This window comes from Burkholderia glumae LMG 2196 = ATCC 33617 (assembly GCF_000960995.1).
GTDB lineage: Bacteria > Pseudomonadota > Gammaproteobacteria > Burkholderiales > Burkholderiaceae > Burkholderia > Burkholderia glumae.
The window spans coordinates 2,765,508-2,780,903 of record NZ_CP009435.1; the positions used below are offsets into that span (position 1 = coordinate 2,765,508).

Sequence of the window (15,396 nt, forward strand, 5' to 3'; positions counted from 1 at the left end):
GCACCGCGCCGCGCCCGCCCGGGGAGGCGGGCGCGGCGCGGGGCGGGGAAGGCGGTCCGGGGGCTCAGCCAAGCCAGCGCTCGGCCAGCCAGGTGATGCCGAAGCCGCCCGCGATCAGCCACAGGTACAGCACCAAGCCGGCCGTCAGCGCACGCGGGCCGGCCGCGCGGATCTGCGAGAGGCGCGTCTCGATGCCGAGCGCCGTCATGGCCATGGTCAGTGCGAAGGTGTCGAGCGTGTTCAGCGCATGGACCGTCGAGTCGGCCAGCACGCCGAGCGAATTCACGATCACGAAGCCGAGGAAGCCGAGCGCGAACCACGGCACCGCGAGCTTGCGCCGGCCGTGTCCGGCGGCGGCGCCATGCGTGCCGCGCAGCGGCCGCGCGAGCCAGGCGCCGAGCGCGAGCAGCACCGGCACCAGCAGCATCACGCGCGTCATCTTGACGATCGTCGCGGTGTGCACCACTTGCGCGCTCACGTCGCTCGCCGCTCCCACCACCTGCGCGACCTCGTGGATCGTGCCGCCGAAGAAGAGGCCCAGGCCCTGCGCGTCGAGCGGAATCCAGCCGGCATGCCAGGCGAGCGGGTAGGCGAACATCGAGAGCGTGCCGAACAGCACCACGCTGCCGACCGCCATCGCGCTCTGGTGCGGCTTCGACTGCAGCGTCGATTCGAACGCGAGCACCGCCGCGGCGCCGCAGATCGCGCTGCCGGCCGCCGTCAGCAGCGCCGTGTCGCGGTCGAGCTTGAGCAGCTTCGTGCCGACCCAGGTGCCGATCACCAGCGTGCTGAGCACCACCAGCACCGATACGGCCAGCCCCGGCAGCCCGACCTGCGCGATTTCCTGCAGGCTCACCCGCAGCCCGAAGAACGCCACCGCGATGCGCAGCAGCCTGCGCGCCGAGAAGTTGACGCCGGCCGCCCAGCTGGCCGGCATGCCGTCGCGCAGCGCGTTGCCGTAAACGGTGCCGGCGATGATGCCGACGATCAGCGGCGAGAGGCCGAGCCGCGCGACGGCAGGCAGCGCGGACAGGCTCGTGACCGCCGCGGCGAACAGCGCGACGAACAGCACGCCGTTCAACTGGCCGCGCAGCGACGACGCGGCGGCGTGCGACAGGGTGGGGGCGGTGGTGCTCATGGGGAGGCTTCCGGCGTTCGATGGGATGCGCCAATCCTAATTTGGATATATCGATATGAGAAATTGTGATTAATGACATCCACTATCGGGGAATCTGATATTTTTCCGAAATGAACCCTGATCAACTGATAACGTTCGCGACCGTGGCCGAGCTGCTGAACATCAGCCGCGCGGCCGAGGCGCTGCATCTGTCACAACCGGCCGTGTCGGGGCAACTGCGGCAACTGCAGGACGAGTTCGGCGAGCCGCTTTACCTGCGCGACGGGCGCGGCGTGCGCCTGACGCCGGTCGGCGAGCAGCTGGTGCCGCTGGCTGCGCGCCTGCGCGACGCCTTCGCGCAGGCGCGCGCCTACCGCGACGCGGTGCGCGGCGTCGAGCGCGGCACGCTGCGGGTGGGGGCGAGCACCACGCCGGCCAGCTATCTGCTGCCCTACCTGATCGCCGAATTCCGGCCGCTCGCGCCCGGGGTCGCGATCCAGACCATGACCGGCAACACGGCCGACGTGGTGGCCGCGCTCGGCGCGCTCGATCTCGCGCTGATCGAAGGGCCGCCCGGCGACGCGCTGCCGCCCGGCACGGCGGTCCATCCATGGCGCGAGGACGAGATCGTCGCGATCGTGCCGGCCTCGCATCCGCTTGCCGCCTCGACCGACCGTGCCGTCACGCTCGACCTGCTGGCCGAATCGCCGCTGGTGCTGCGCGAGGCCGGCTCGGGCGTGCGGCAGCTGGTGGAGCGTGCCTTCGCCAAGGCCGGCGTGCCGGTGCGCGTGGCGCTCGAGATCGCCGGCGTGGAGGCGGTGAAGGAGGCGGTGCGGGCCGGCATGGGCGTGGGTTTCGTCTCGGCGATGTCGCTGCGCGGCGATGCGGCGCTGGTGATGCGCTCGATCGCGCCGCAACCGCTGGTGCGGCGGTTCTCGGTGCTGGTGCCGCACGCGGGCACGCCGTCGCGCGTGGCCGCCAAGTTTCTCGCGATGAGCCTGGCCCAGGGCGACGAAGCGGGCGAGCGGCGAGCCGGTGAATGAGCCCGCGGCGAGCAGCGCGCCGCAGCCGGCCGGGCGACGCGCCGGCTGCGCTTTCGCCGCGTGCCGCGCGGCCGCTTCCGCCGCAGGCCCCCGACGCGGCTGGCGCCGCGAGGCCTAGGGATTTCCTCTATGGCCGCCGCAAAACCCGGGGCGCACCATTCGGTTCATCGAACTGGAACCGGTTCCAAATAATGCGCGCCGAATCGATTCGGCCAGCGTGATCGATCGAGGAAAGGGCAGACATGGCAGACATCGTGATCGTCGCGAGCGCCTACGGGGCCGATGCGATTCGCCGCGAGGGGCATGCCGCGTTCGTGGCGGCCGCGGCGCAGGCGGGCGCCGCGGGGTTCGAGGTGCGCCGCGAACTGTTCGCGGCGCCGCACGACGCGTCGCGCCACGCGCTGGCCGCACTGGGCACCGCGATCGCGGCTGCGGGCCTGTGGGCCGTCTATTCGACCCCGGCCGGGCTCTATCGCGACGACGGCGCGCTCGACCGCGAGGCGCTTGCCGCGGCGCTGGCCGAGGCCGATGCGCTGGGCGCGCGCTTCGTGAAGCTCCAGCTCGGTGGCTTCGCCGGCGCGACGCAGGCGCGCGACCTCGCGGAAGCGCTGCGCGGCACGCGCGCGCGCGTACTGGTCGAGAACGGCCAGCTCGCGCTGGGCGGCACGCTCGCGCAATTCACCGCGCTGTTCGCGGCGCTGCGCGAGGCAGGCGCCGCAGGCTTGATCGGCATGACGTTCGACGTCGGCAACTGGATCTGGCCCGGCGAGGTGCCGCTCGACGCGGCCGGCGCGCTGGCCGCCCATGTCGAATACATTCACTGCAAGGCCGTGGCGGGCGAGGGCGCGCGCCGCTTCGCGGTGGCGCCGCGGCCGGCCGATCCGCTCTGCGTGCCGGTGCTCGCTGCGCTGCCGCGCCATGTGCCGCGCGGCATCGAGTTTCCGTTCGACCCGGCGGATCTCGCCGCCGACGCGCGCCGGCGCGTGGCCTGGCTCGAAGCCGCCTGATCCCTTTTTCCGAAGGAGTGTTCCGTATGCCGCAATCCCCTGTCGACGTCATCACCTACGGCGAGGCGATGACGCTGTTCGTCGCGAACGCGCCCGGCCCGCTCGCGCAGGCCGAGCAGTTTACGAAGCGCATCGCCGGCGCGGACCTGAACGTCGCGATCGGCCTCGCGCGGCTCGGTTTCCGGGTCGGCTACGTGAGCCGGGTGGGCGCCGATTCGTTCGGCCGCCACGTGCTCGACACGCTCGCCCAGGAGGGCATCGACGCGTCGTGCGTGACGATCGACCAACGCCACCGCACCGGCTTCCAGCTCAAGGCGCGCGCCGAGGGCGGCGCCGACCCCGACGTCGAATACTTCCGCAAGGGCTCGGCCGCGAGCCACCTCTCGCTCGACGACTACGCCGCCGACTACGTGCTGGGCGCGCGCCACCTGCATCTGACGGGCGTCGCGCCGGCGATCTCGGCGACCTCGTGCGAGCTCGCGTTCCATCTGGCGCGCGAGATGCGCGCGGCCGGCCGGAGCATTTCGTTCGACCCGAACCTGCGCCCGACTTTGTGGCCCTCCGCCGAGGTCATGGCGCGCACGCTCAACGAACTCGCCTCGCATGCCGACTGGGTGCTGCCCGGGCTGGCTGAAGGCCGCGCGCTGACCGGCCTCGACACGCCGGCCGAGATCGCGCGCTTCTATCTGGCCAACGGCGCGCGCGCCGGCGTGGTCATCAAGCTCGGCGAGGCCGGCGCCTATTACCTGACGGCGCGCGGCGAGGAGGGGACCGTGGCGGGCGAGCGCGTCGCGCGCGTGGTCGACACGGTCGGCGCGGGCGACGGCTTCGCGGTCGGCGTGGTCAGCGCGCTGCTCGAGGGCCGGCCGATCGGCGCGGCGGTGGCGCGCGGCAACCGGATCGGCGCGCTCGCGATCCAGGTGATCGGCGACTCCGAGGGCCTGCCGACGCGCGAGCAGCTCGAGCGTCTCGAAGGCGCGGCGGCGCGTGGGCCGCAGGCCGCCACCGAGGCGCCGCTCGCGCGATAATCGGCGCAGGCGGCGCGCGACAGGCCGCAACCCGCGGGCGCGGCCCGCGGCACACGAAGAATGCGATACGGCGACACCCGCCGAAGGAGACAGCCCCATGCCACAAACGCTCGCGATTCGCCGCTGGTGGAAGATCATGCCGATCGTCTTCATCACCTACAGCCTCGCGTATCTGGACCGCGCGAACTTCGGCTTCGCCTCGGCCGCCGGCATCAACCACGATCTCGGCATCGGCAAGGGGCTCGCCTCGCTGATCGGCGCGCTGTTCTTTCTCGGCTATTTCTTCTTCCAGATTCCCGGCGCGATCTACGCCGAGCGCCGCAGCGTCAAGCGCCTGGTGTTCTGGAGCCTCGTGCTGTGGGGCGCCTGCGCGACACTGACCGGCATGGTCAGCAACATCCCCTCGCTGATGGCGATCCGCTTCGCGCTCGGCGTGGTCGAGGCCGCCGTGATGCCGGCCATGCTGATCTACATCAGCAACTGGTTCACGAAGCACGAGCGCTCGCGCGCCAACACATTCCTGATCCTCGGCAACCCGGTCACGGTGCTGTGGATGTCGGTGGTGTCGGGCTACCTCGTGCACGAGTACGGCTGGCGCCACATGTTCGTGGCGGAGGGCCTGCCGGCGCTGGTGTGGGCCGGGTGCTGGTGGTGGCTGGTGCAGGACCGGCCGGCGCAGGCCGGGTGGCTGTCGGCCGACGAGAAACGCGACATCGAGCGTGCGCTCGCCAGCGAGCAGGCCGGGCTCAAGCCGGTGCGCAACTATCGCGAGGCGTTCCGCCAGCCGGCCGTGCTGGTGCTCGGCGCGCAGTATTTCTGCTGGAGCATCGGCGTGTACGGCTTCGTGCTGTGGCTGCCCTCGATCGTCAGCAACGGGGCGTCGCTCGGCATGGTGGCCACCGGCTGGCTCTCGGCGCTGCCGTACCTGGCCGCCACGGTCGCGATGCTCATCGTGTCGTGGGCGTCCGATAAGCTCGACACCCGCAAGGCGTTCGTCTGGCCGTTCCTGCTGATCGGCGCGCTCGCGTTCGCGGGTTCCTGGGCGCTCGGCTCCACGCATTTCTGGCTCTCATACGCGTTGCTGGTGCTCGCCGGCGCCGCGATGTACGCCCCTTACGGGCCGTTTTTCGCGATCGTGCCCGAGCTGCTGCCGAAGAACGTGGCGGGCGGCGCGATGGCGCTGATCAACAGCATGGGCGCGCTCGGCTCGTTCGTCGGCTCCTATTTCGTCGGCTATCTGAACGGTGCCACCGGCACGCCGGCCGCTTCGTATGCATTCATGAGCGCGGCGCTGGTGGCCTCGGTGGTGCTGACGCTGATCGTCAGGCCCCAGCCGGACGCGCCGCCGCTCGCACACTCCACCACCGGGAAATGAATCGCATGACTTATCGTATCGTTGCGTACAAGACGCTGCCCGATGAGGTGCTTGCCTATCTGCGCGAGCACGCCGAGGTGATCCAGGCCGACGGCGCCGCGGCGCTGACCGAGGCGCTTGCCGGGGCCGACGGCGCGATCGGCGCGAGCGTGCCGGTCACCGCCGAGATGCTCGATCGTGCGCCGAAGCTGCGCGCATGGTCGACCATCTCGGTCGGCTACGACCAGTTCGACGTCGCCGACCTGACGCGGCGCGGCATCGTGCTCGCCCACACCCCCGACGTGCTGACCGAATCGACCGCCGATACGGTGTTCGCGCTGATGCTCGCCAGCGCGCGCCGCGTGGTGGAGCTGGCCGAGTTCGTCAAGGCGGGCGAGTGGAAAGAGAGCATCGGCGAGCGGTACTACGGCACCGACGTCCAGGGCAAGACGCTCGGCATCGTCGGGCTCGGCCGGATCGGCGCGGCGGTGGCGCGGCGCGCGGCGCTCGGCTTCCGGATGCGCGTGCTGTACACCAACCGCCACCCCAACGAGCAGGCCGAGGCGCAGTTCGGCGCGCGCCGCGTGCCGCTCGACGAACTGCTCGCCACCGCCGATTTCGTCTGCCTGCAGGTGCCGCTGACCGAGGCGACGCGGCACCTGATCGGCGCGCCCCAGTTCGCGAGGATGAAGCGCAGCGCGATCCTGATCAATGCCGCGCGCGGGCCGGTGGTGGACGAAGCCGCGCTGATCGAGGCACTGCGCGCCGGCACGATTCGCGGCGCCGGCCTCGACGTGTTCGAGCAGGAGCCGCTGGCGGCCGATTCGCCGCTGCTCGCGATGAAGAACGTGGTGGCGCTGCCGCACATCGGCTCGGCGACGGGCGAGACGCGCCGCGCGATGGCGCGCAACGCGGCCGAGAACCTGATCGGCGCGCTCGACGGCACGCTGCGCGAGAACATCGTCAATCGCGACGTGCTGAACGGGCGCCGCTGAGGCCGGCCGCTTGCGGACGCAAGCGTGCGGACGATCCCCGGCCGCGCCGCCACGCCGGTCACCGCGCGCCGTCGAGCGCCGGGCCTGGCGACGCAGCCGGTCCGCGACGGCGGCGCGCGAACCGAGCGAGTCCTCGTTTCGGGCTGCGAGCGGCTGCGTTATGATCGCGCGCTGGCAGGCGGCCGCCTCCGCTCGCGGGGAGCGGCCGCCATGCCGTCGCGCCGGCCGGGGACACCTGCCACGGGCCGCGCTCACTGGAGAATTGATCAGTTGATCCGCTTGTTGAGATTCTGCCGATGCCGCGCCCGCCTCGCGCATGGCACCCGCCCGGGGGCCACGCGATGAGTGAGCTCCGTCCGCCGTCCGCCGCGCGCCCGGCGACCATCAGCGACGTCGCGCGCGAAGCCGGCACCGGCAAGACCAGCGTCTCGCGCTACCTGAACGGCGAGACCCACGTGCTGTCGGCCGACCTGCGCGGCCGCATCGAGGCCGCGATCGCGCGCCTGAACTACCGGCCCAACCAGATGGCACGCGGGCTCAAGCGCGGCCGCAACCGGCTGCTCGGGCTGCTTGCCGCCGACCTGACCAACCCCTACACCGTGGAGGTGCTGCAGGGTGTCGAGGCCGCCTGCCACGCGCTCGGCTACATGCCGCTGATCTGCCATGCGGCCAACGAAGCCGACATGGAGCGCCGCTATCTGCAACTGCTCGCCACCTACCGCGTGGAGGGCATGATCGTCAACGCGCTCGGCGCGAGCGAGGAAGCGCTGCTGCCGCTGCGCGGCTGCGGGATTCCGACCGTGCTGGTGGACCGCCGCGTGGCGGGCTTCGAGGCCGACCTGGTCGGCCTCGACAACGCCGCCGCGGTGCGCGCCGGACTCACGCATCTGCTCGATCAAGGCCATACCAGCGTGACGTTCGTGGTGCAGCCGTTCGAGCAGGTCAGCTCGCGCCGGCTGCGCGAGGCGGCGTTCCGCGCCGTGCTGGCCGAGGCGGGCCACGAGGCCGCGCCGAGCGTGATCGCCGATCTCGGCGAGCCGCACGCGCTGCGCCTCGCGCTGGCCGAGGTCGAGGCGCGCATCGAGGCGGCCGGCCGGGCCGGGCGGCGCGCGGCGCTGTTCGCCGCCAATGCGCCCGTCGCGCTCGCGCTCGCGCGCCATCTGCACGCGCGGCACGGCGCCGGCTGGCAGGCCAAGACGGCGCTGCTGTCGATCGACGACCCCGAATGGGCCGAGCTGCTCGGCATCACCACCATCCGCCAGCCGACCTACGAAATCGGCCGGCGCGCCGTGGAGTTCGTCCACGACCGGATCGACGGCGCCACCGGCGCCGCGCGCGAGGCGCTGCTGCCCGGCGAGCTGATCGTGCGCACGTCCACCTCAAGCTGAGTATCATGCGGGGTTGCGCATCGTCCGGTGCGCCCGCACTCGCTCAAGGAACGTCATGACTGTTGCTCCCGCCACGCTGGTGGCGCTGATCGTCGGCACGCTGCTCGTCGCGCTGCTGCCGATCGTCACGTACCGTCTGCTGAAAGCCCCGATGAGGCTCGACCGGCGCGACGCGATCGTCGGCGTCGCCGCGTTCATGCTGTTCGCGACGCTGCTCGAGCGCGGCTTCTACGCGCTCGCGCTGGGCCTGCCCGCGATCACGCAGTTTCTGGTCAAGCCGGCCGCCTTCGTCGCGTTCGGCACGATCGCGGCCGCGGTGTTCGAAGAGGCCGGCCGCTACCTCGGGATGCGCTTCGTCGAGCGGCGCTACGGCGCCTCGCCTGGCGACGGACGCGGGCTCGGCTACGGCATCGGCTTCGGCGGCGCGCAGGCGTGGTTCGTCGGCGTGATCGTGCTGGGCCAGTGGACCTGGCTCGTCTGGCTGGCGCAGCGCGGCCAGCTCAACGAACAGCTCGCCACCATGCCGACCGATCTCGCGCTGCGCATCCAGATGATGCTGGTGACGATGTCGGCGCCGTCGATCGGCGTGCGCGTGTTCGAATGCGTGGCCGCGTTCACGTTCCAGCTGGCGATGTCGGTGATCGTCTGGCGCGGGGTGCAGGCGCGCAAGCGCTGGATTCTGCCGCTCGCGATCGTGCTGCATCCGATCGGCGACCTGCCGCTGATCGCGTTCAATGCCGGCGCGATGCCGATTTCGACCATGGTCACGCTGTATGGCGTGCTGACGATGCTGCTGATCGCCGGACTCGCCCGCTGGTGCCGGCCTGCGCCGAATGCGGCCTGAGCGGCCACGGAGATCGCTGATGGATGAGTACCACTACGATTGCGCGAGCGCCGAATTCAACGAGCTGGCGCATGTGATCTGCGACCTGTTCCCCGAACAGACCCGCTTTGCCGAGCGCCGCGACGACGCGGGGCGCCTGCTGCATGTGCAATGGCTCGGCATGCGCTTCGGCGCCGCGCCGCGCCGCATGGCGCTCGACGTGCGGATCGAGCCGGCCGCGCTGGCGCGCTATCTGGCCATGCGGCCGATGCAGCGCGCGCGCAGCCACGCGGTGCTGCGTGCCTATGTCGAGGCGTTCATCGGCTCGCTCGAGGAGCGGCACGCGGAGGGGCAGGCGGTGGAGCGCGAGGCCACGCTCACGCTGGGCGAGGCGTTCGCCTGAGGCCTTGCTTGCCGCGCCGCCCGGCGCCGTTGCGGCTCAATCCGCGACGCGATAGACCTGCGCGAAACGCTGCGCCTGGACGACGCCGTAGTCGCCGGGCGCGTATTGCATGACCCAGTCGCCGGCCGCGCCGCGCAGCACGTCGCCGTTCTCGGAACGCGCGATCGTGAACGGGGCGTCCATCCGCCGGGCCAGCACGACGCTCGGGCGATTGCGGTAGGCGCCGGGTCGGCCGTGTTCGAGATCGGGCTGCGCGGGCAGGTATTTCGCGTCGAAGCGCTCGCGCGACACCACCCAGCGGTCGCCCGTCGAGCCCGTCACGAGCGCGTCGCCGGCCGCATAGCGGTTCGGGCCTTCCAGGCTTATCAGTTCGCCCGCCTCGGGCGCGAATGTCACTTCCACCGTTTCATTCTTGACGACGCGTTGTGCGGCAGGGTCCGTGCGCAGGTCGATCTGCTTCAATTCGATCATGATTCGCGTGCTGTTCGGTGAAAAGCACGCACTGTAGCGTGAAACTCGGCGGGCGTGGGAGCTTGGGCGAGCGGCGCGGGCAGGGCGATGCGCACGGGTGGCTTTGTCAAGTTCAGTGCTGGAGGCTGTTCGAATTGGTGATGAGAAGGAATCCTGCTGATTATCGAGCGAGCCTGCGTCGCTCCAGCGGTACCAGCTGGCAATGCGTTCCTTCAGCTGGGTGCGGTGATCCGCAGCCCTCATGCAGTGACGGGGTAGCGCGAAGTGTTGCCGGATCGGACCGAAACGTGAAAGGGAAGCCTGAGTGCGCAGCGGATCGCGAAACCCCTGCATCTGGCGCTCACGCCGGCGCGTGGGCTGGTGACTGTTTTCTGCCCGGTTGTTCACCTTGGCACAGGCCTTCACAAATACGTGCTTCACCCCGCCCAGTTCGGGCACCTCTGCCTTTGCCGCCGGATAGCTGCGCAACTGGTCGGTGACGATCTTCCGGGGTACCGGGTTTGCGCGCAGGATGCGTCTGAAGAAGCGCTTCGCGGCCGCCTTGTCGCGGCGCTTCTGCAGCAGCACGTCCAGTTCGATCCCATGTTCGTCCACCGCGCGCCACAGCACGTACGGCTCGCCGCGCAGCTTCACGAACAATTCATCGAGATGCCAGGTCGTGCCTGACCTGCCGCGCACGGCTTTCGTGCAATGGGCAAACTGCGCGCCGAACCGGTCACACCAGTTGCGTACTGATTCGTAGGTCACAGTCACACCGCGCTCAAGCAGCAGTTCCTCGATGTCGCGCAGGCTCAGATTGAAGCGGTGGTACCAGCGTACCGCGCAGCTGATGATCGAGGCCGGGAAGCGGTAGCCGTGAAACGGGTTGCGGATCTTTGGCATTTCCCCATTCTATCCGCTGGGCGCTTCAAGTTGACATTGCCGCCTCCAGCACTGAACTTGACAAAGCCCGGCTCTCCCATTTTGCGCACGCTTGTGGATGCAGGCGATGTAGGTTACGACAATGAAATGAAAGCAATTTGCGGAGAAAATGAAAGACATTTGTTGGGAGAAAAAATCCCAATGGACTTGGCCACGTCAAACTCGACTGCTTGAGATATAGGGTATGAATTTTTGTCATACCATATTGTGGCTTTCTCGACCAAGGTACACTCCCACGACCTGTCAACGGCGCTAAAATTGCGGCGATATACGGGGACGCCGTTCCCGCGAGAGCGTAGGCCGTTGAGCCTGCAAAAACAAGAAGATGGATAACGCATGAACATGACCGAAGTGGCTCAGGCGATTCGTGGCGGCCTGATTCAGCAAGATCGCCTGCTCAAGGCGAGCATCCCATCGCTGCCGGAGAATGCGCTTGTCCCGCGTCGGGCGGTGACTTATTCCGAGCTTGGCCGTGACTTCAGTGTCAAGCTCGACATGGTGTCCACAGCGGGCGATATTGAGCTTAAAACATTGATCGCTCAACCGATGACCCTTTGGTTGCAGCAAGCGAACAAGTCCTATTTACCGATCAACGGATACATCCATACAGCTCGTAGGCTTGGTTCTGACGGAAGCCTTTCAAGTTACCAATTGGCTTTCGCTTCGTGGATGCATTTCTTAAAGTTCCGCAGCGATATGCGGTACTGGCAGAACCAGAGTGTTGACGCCATCCTCAGCGATGTATTTAATGCGCATCCACAAGCGCGGGGGCAATTCGAATTCGCCTTGCTGAAGCCGTTACCCTCGCGCTCGTATTGCCGTCAGAGTGAGACTGATTGGAATTTCGTTCATCGATTGATGGAAGAAGAAGGCTTGTTCGGTTTTTGGCGTCAGGACAATGAAGGCAAGTCGCACAAACTCGTCGTGACCGATAACATTTACTCGCTTGACGAACTATCTCCCAATCCGGTCGAATTTTCCAGATCAGGCGCCCGTAGCGAAACGGATGCATTTACGCAATGGGCAGGCTCGCGGACATTGCAGAGTACCGTACATACGACGCGTACCTTTGACTACAAGGCACCATCGCCCATTACCAACCCCAGAGGTACGACGCTGCCAACGATGGCCGGTCAAGGGAATTTGCCGGAACAGACGGAAGTCTACGAATATACCGGCGCCTACACGTATCTGAGCCGGGATCGCGGTGAACATCTCTCGAAGATTCATCTAGAGGAATGGGAATCGAGGGCGAAGAGATTTCTTGGCGTGGGAGGTGTTCGGGCCATTGATGCCGGCCGCCGCTTCGTACTGACTGGGCATCCTGAGCACGATCGTGATCCGGCCGGGCACCGAGAATTCGCATCGATAAAAGTGCGTCGGTACGTCGAAAACAATCTGCCGCTATCGAGTCACGAAGCGAGCTTCCCATATAGCTTGCAGAGCGAAGTAGCACAGGCAAAGTTTGAGCAATCGGGTGAGATCGTCACTCATGAAGATGGCTCGGCCGGTTTTTATCTGGTCGAAGTCGAGGCACAGCGTGTCACTGTTCCGTATCGGAGTCCGTTCGAACACAAGAAGCCGACGATGGAGTTGGAGACGGCGATTGTCGTGGGGCCGCAGGGTGAAGAGGTGTATACGGACGCATTGAACCGCGTCAAGATCATGTTCGTATGGGACCGCCAAAGTTCGGGGGACGCGAATGCCTCGTGCTGGGTGAGAGTTGCGCAGTCGGATACAGGCGGGGGGTACGGAAGCGTACACGTTCCGAGGATCGGAGAAGAAGTACTGGTTGGTTATGTCGGGGGAGACTGTGACAGGCCCATCGTGCTACATCGCGTTTACAACGGACGCGTTCAGCCGCAATGGCATAGTAATGGCATCCTGTCGGGCTATCGATCGAAAGAGTATGCCGGTGCTGGCTACAACGAGATGGTCCTGGACGACGCTACTGCGCAGAATCGTGTTCGACTGTTCAGCAGCAGTTCGAACACGCTTCTTCATCTCGGCTATCTCATCGATCAGGACGGTAACACCCGTGGCCCCTATCTCGGCAGCGGTTTCGATTTGAAATCGGATGCTCACGGGGCAATTCGTGCGGCGCAGGGGCTTTTCGTCTCAAGCTACGACGCATCGGTCAAACAGCCCATGGATGCGCGTCACGCGACTGGCCAACTCGCTAACGCGCAAAGCGTTGTCCAGTCGCTTTCTGACGCAAGTGCAGGGCATCGCGCTGAGAGTCTCAGCGCAGGTTATGATGCGTTGCGTGCATTTACCGACGCGACGCAGGCAAGCGTCGCTGGCATTTCTACCGGAGGTCGCACCGCCGGTGGCGGTGCCGGGAGTGCGAACGGTTTCAAGGCCCCGATCATGTTGTTTGCAAGCCCGGCCGGTATCGCGACATCAACGCAGCAGTCGACACAGATCACGGCTGACCAGCACGTAAATATCGTCAGCGGTGAAAGTACGCATCTGGCTGCTGGGAAATCGTTGGTCGCGAGCGTGGCCGAAAAAGTCAGCTTGTTCGTCAAGAATGCGGGGATGAAGCTATTCGCAGCAAAGGGCAAGGTCGAAATCCAGGCGCAGTCGGATAATGTCGAAATAATCGCCGATCAGGTTCTGAAACTGATCAGCGCAAAGCGTCGGATCGAGATCACCGCCGCCGAGGAAATACTGCTCAACGCGCGCGGTAGTTATATCCGGATCAACGGTGCAGGAATCGAGCATGGTACGCCCGCGCAATGGATCGCCTATGCGGGCAACCATGCGCTGCCGGGTCCCAAGTCGCTACCTGTCGTCGTACCCGGCTTTGACATGCCGAAAGCGTTCAGCAATCGACTCGACGTCTATGATGTCTACTGGCAAAGAGAGTTCGGCGAGGTCGAATATACGGCGCGACGAGAGAATGGTGAGGTGATGGCTCAGGGTACTCTCGATGAGCATGGCCGCACGCCACGCCTGACGACCGACCAACCCGAGACCCTTCAGGTGCTCGTCGGCACGCAAGGGTCGTGGCTAGTCGAATCGGTAGCCTCATCGTCCAGCGATTCCGGCGAAGCCACTCCAGACGACCCGGACCATTACGTTAATCACAGCGCCTGAACGCCGTTCGAGCCAATCCAAAAAATCATGACCGCTCCGAATACCAACACTGATCCTCTGTCCGCCGTAACGGTTTATTTCAAGGATCATTTTGGCCGACCGATCCAGGATTTGAAAATCGAGATCAAGGGTATGGAAGACCGCGCAAATCAGGTCTATCACGCCGCATCGACAAATTCGGAGGGCGCGATCCGGTTCTCGGTTCAAATGGGCACCGCGCTATCCGTGCATGTGAAGCGTTGGACTAGCGACACGATGAAGGAAGTCGCTCGTTTGAACGCGTCTCTGTCTCAGGCCTACTTCAATCTGACGAGCCCGAAGACCAAACATGAGTTGCCGACGAAGGTCGACGATACGGCGAAAGGCGATTACTGGCGTGGTACTTACCTTGTCAAGCCGCACGACAATCTGACCACAATCGCGAAGAAATATCATACGAGCGTTGATTTGCTCAAGCGGGTGAATGGACTGAAATCAGACCTCATCGTAGTAGGACAAAAGTTGAAGGTCCCCCCTGCCGAAACTCGGAAATCCGATGAGCCGACGCCAAAGAAACCAAACCCACCTGGTAGCCCACCGCAGAACGACCATCCGAACAACGCTAGTGGAGCGCCGACTTCGGTGCCTCGTCAGGGCGCTGCACCTATCATTTTCCCAATACAAACCCGCCCGCTAAATGACGAGGGGGGCGTATACGGGACGACGTCGGCTGACTATACATGGACCAAACCTTTACATGGCGGCGGTCATGATCAGGCAAGATTTGGTGCGAATCGTGCTGGCGGTCGAAAGCATGCGGCACGAGACCTTTACGTCCAGGCACACACTCCGATTGTAGCGATTGCACCGGGCGTCGTTATCAAGTGCGAATTTTTTTATTGCCAAACTTGGCAGATCAGTATTCATCATAAGACTTCTGATGGTCGAGAGTTTATCGCTTTGTACGGCGAAGTCGATCCATCGTCCACAAAGGTGAAAGTCGGAGACACAGTAAGCCAGGGGCAAGTTCTTGCTAACAGCGGAGTACTGTTGAAGGGAAATGGAACGCCACTGCATGTCGTCGGAAGCGAAAATGTGTCGATGCTCCATTTCGAGACGTATTCGGGCGCTCTCGGATTCGATCCCCATTCGAAACTGAACGGATCATCGTTGGCCGCTCCGTTCCAGCGTCGCGGCGACTTGATCGATTCGCTTGCAATTTTGCAGGAGGGCTATAAGGCGACGTTTCTCGATGCGCCTCCCCTCAAGCCTATTGGTCAACGGATCCCGATAGCGCAATTGAAGACCTCGGATCAAGGCAAGGCATTTATCAAGGGGTGGGAGAGTGTGCATTATGACGCTACGAAGGAAAATACTTACTATTACAACGACAGTAAAGGCTACTGCACGGTTGGCTGGGGTCACCTGATTGCCAAAAGCAGTTGTGCGGCGAACGGGTACATTGCGATGTCGAGCAAGATAACCGTTGCGGAGGCTCAAACACTTTTTGACAACGATGTCGCGGTGATCGAAGGTCGTGTCAAGAATGCGATCAGCGTACCCCTCTACCAGCACGAGTACGATGCACTCATCTCGCTCGCCTTTAATATGGGCAGTCTGAGCAAAGCGCCAAGTCTGTGTCGCAAACTGAACAACGGTGACTATACAGGAGCGCCCGTCGAATTCTTGGATATCGAGAACAAGACACGCCGTGAACGAGAGCACGACATGTTTTGTCTAGGTACTTACAATTCCAATCATTGAA

12 protein-coding genes and 1 pseudogene are annotated in these 15,396 nt (G+C 65.5%); 10 read left to right on the plus strand and 3 right to left on the minus strand.

Annotated elements, in window-relative coordinates; translation table 11 throughout:
* Positions 1–64 precede the first annotated feature (64 nt).
* Positions 65–1,138 (minus strand): YeiH family protein, encoded by a 1,074-nt coding sequence (locus KS03_RS24965; RefSeq protein WP_015875653.1) that lies wholly within the window; start codon positions 1,136–1,138, stop codon positions 65–67.
* Between the two features lie 110 nt (positions 1,139–1,248).
* On the opposite strand from KS03_RS24965, the gene KS03_RS24970 reads away from it, so the two are divergent.
* From KS03_RS24970 to KS03_RS25005, 8 genes are all read left to right on the plus strand, one after another.
* Positions 1,249–2,160 carry a LysR family transcriptional regulator gene (locus KS03_RS24970; protein ID WP_015875654.1) on the plus strand — a complete coding sequence of 304 codons (912 nt, stop codon included), beginning with the start codon at positions 1,249–1,251 and terminating at the stop codon, positions 2,158–2,160.
* Between the two features lie 242 nt (positions 2,161–2,402).
* A complete protein-coding gene (locus tag KS03_RS24975) occupies positions 2,403–3,167 on the plus strand; it encodes a TIM barrel protein (RefSeq protein WP_015875655.1) in 765 nt (254 codons plus the stop codon).
* A 26-nt stretch (positions 3,168–3,193) separates the two neighbouring features.
* Entirely contained in the window at positions 3,194–4,195 is a 1,002-nt protein-coding gene (locus tag KS03_RS24980) for a sugar kinase (RefSeq protein WP_015875656.1), read from the plus strand.
* A gap of 97 nt (positions 4,196–4,292) precedes the next feature.
* On the plus strand, positions 4,293–5,570 hold the full coding sequence (locus KS03_RS24985; RefSeq protein WP_015875657.1) for an MFS transporter: 1,278 nt from the start codon (positions 4,293–4,295) through the stop codon (positions 5,568–5,570).
* Between the two features lie 5 nt (positions 5,571–5,575).
* Positions 5,576–6,544: a 2-hydroxyacid dehydrogenase gene (locus tag KS03_RS24990; RefSeq protein WP_015875658.1), complete on the plus strand. Its 969-nt coding sequence runs from the start codon at positions 5,576–5,578 to the stop codon at positions 6,542–6,544.
* Positions 6,545–6,885: 341 nt separating this feature from the next.
* Complete coding sequence (locus KS03_RS24995) at positions 6,886–7,932, plus strand: LacI family DNA-binding transcriptional regulator (protein ID WP_015875659.1); 1,047 nt, start codon at positions 6,886–6,888, stop codon at positions 7,930–7,932.
* Between the two features lie 55 nt (positions 7,933–7,987).
* Complete coding sequence (locus KS03_RS25000) at positions 7,988–8,776, plus strand: YhfC family glutamic-type intramembrane protease (protein ID WP_015875660.1); 789 nt, start codon at positions 7,988–7,990, stop codon at positions 8,774–8,776.
* A 19-nt stretch (positions 8,777–8,795) separates the two neighbouring features.
* The gene (locus tag KS03_RS25005) at positions 8,796–9,158 is read left to right on the plus strand and encodes a DUF3022 domain-containing protein (RefSeq protein WP_015875661.1); all 363 of its coding nucleotides are present in this window, start codon (positions 8,796–8,798) and stop codon (positions 9,156–9,158) included.
* 36 nt (positions 9,159–9,194) lie between these two features.
* Here the strand turns inward: KS03_RS25005 and KS03_RS25010 are convergent, their stop codons facing one another.
* The gene (locus KS03_RS25010; RefSeq protein WP_015875662.1) at positions 9,195–9,629 is read right to left on the minus strand and encodes a PGDYG domain-containing protein; all 435 of its coding nucleotides are present in this window, start codon (positions 9,627–9,629) and stop codon (positions 9,195–9,197) included.
* A 177-nt stretch (positions 9,630–9,806) separates the two neighbouring features.
* A pseudogene (locus KS03_RS30460) lies at positions 9,807–10,511 on the minus strand (IS6 family transposase); the annotation flags it as partial.
* A gap of 375 nt (positions 10,512–10,886) precedes the next feature.
* Here KS03_RS30460 and KS03_RS25020 point away from each other — a divergent pair.
* Positions 10,887–13,652, plus strand: coding sequence for a type VI secretion system Vgr family protein (locus KS03_RS25020; protein ID WP_015875663.1), 2,766 nt, complete (start codon positions 10,887–10,889; stop codon positions 13,650–13,652).
* 27 nt (positions 13,653–13,679) lie between these two features.
* The gene (locus KS03_RS25025) at positions 13,680–15,395 is read left to right on the plus strand and encodes a glycoside hydrolase family protein (RefSeq protein ID WP_015875664.1); all 1,716 of its coding nucleotides are present in this window, start codon (positions 13,680–13,682) and stop codon (positions 15,393–15,395) included.
* Position 15,396: the final 1 nt, after the last annotated feature.

What these genes read in the sequence shown, in the direction of transcription:
- KS03_RS24965 (WP_015875653.1), bottom strand. Translation starts at nt 1,138, where the DNA reads ATGAGCACCACCGCCCCCACCCTGTCGCACGCCGCCGCGTCGTCGCTG.
- KS03_RS24970 (WP_015875654.1), top strand. Translation starts at nt 1,249, where the DNA reads ATGAACCCTGATCAACTGATAACGTTCGCGACCGTGGCCGAGCTGCTG.
- KS03_RS24975 (WP_015875655.1), top strand. Translation starts at nt 2,403, where the DNA reads ATGGCAGACATCGTGATCGTCGCGAGCGCCTACGGGGCCGATGCGATT.
- KS03_RS24980 (WP_015875656.1), top strand. Translation starts at nt 3,194, where the DNA reads ATGCCGCAATCCCCTGTCGACGTCATCACCTACGGCGAGGCGATGACG.
- KS03_RS24985 (WP_015875657.1), top strand. Translation starts at nt 4,293, where the DNA reads ATGCCACAAACGCTCGCGATTCGCCGCTGGTGGAAGATCATGCCGATC.
- KS03_RS24990 (WP_015875658.1), top strand. Translation starts at nt 5,576, where the DNA reads ATGACTTATCGTATCGTTGCGTACAAGACGCTGCCCGATGAGGTGCTT.
- KS03_RS24995 (WP_015875659.1), top strand. Translation starts at nt 6,886, where the DNA reads ATGAGTGAGCTCCGTCCGCCGTCCGCCGCGCGCCCGGCGACCATCAGC.
- KS03_RS25000 (WP_015875660.1), top strand. Translation starts at nt 7,988, where the DNA reads ATGACTGTTGCTCCCGCCACGCTGGTGGCGCTGATCGTCGGCACGCTG.
- KS03_RS25005 (WP_015875661.1), top strand. Translation starts at nt 8,796, where the DNA reads ATGGATGAGTACCACTACGATTGCGCGAGCGCCGAATTCAACGAGCTG.
- KS03_RS25010 (WP_015875662.1), bottom strand. Translation starts at nt 9,629, where the DNA reads ATGATCGAATTGAAGCAGATCGACCTGCGCACGGACCCTGCCGCACAA.
- KS03_RS25020 (WP_015875663.1), top strand. Translation starts at nt 10,887, where the DNA reads ATGAACATGACCGAAGTGGCTCAGGCGATTCGTGGCGGCCTGATTCAG.
- KS03_RS25025 (WP_015875664.1), top strand. Translation starts at nt 13,680, where the DNA reads ATGACCGCTCCGAATACCAACACTGATCCTCTGTCCGCCGTAACGGTT.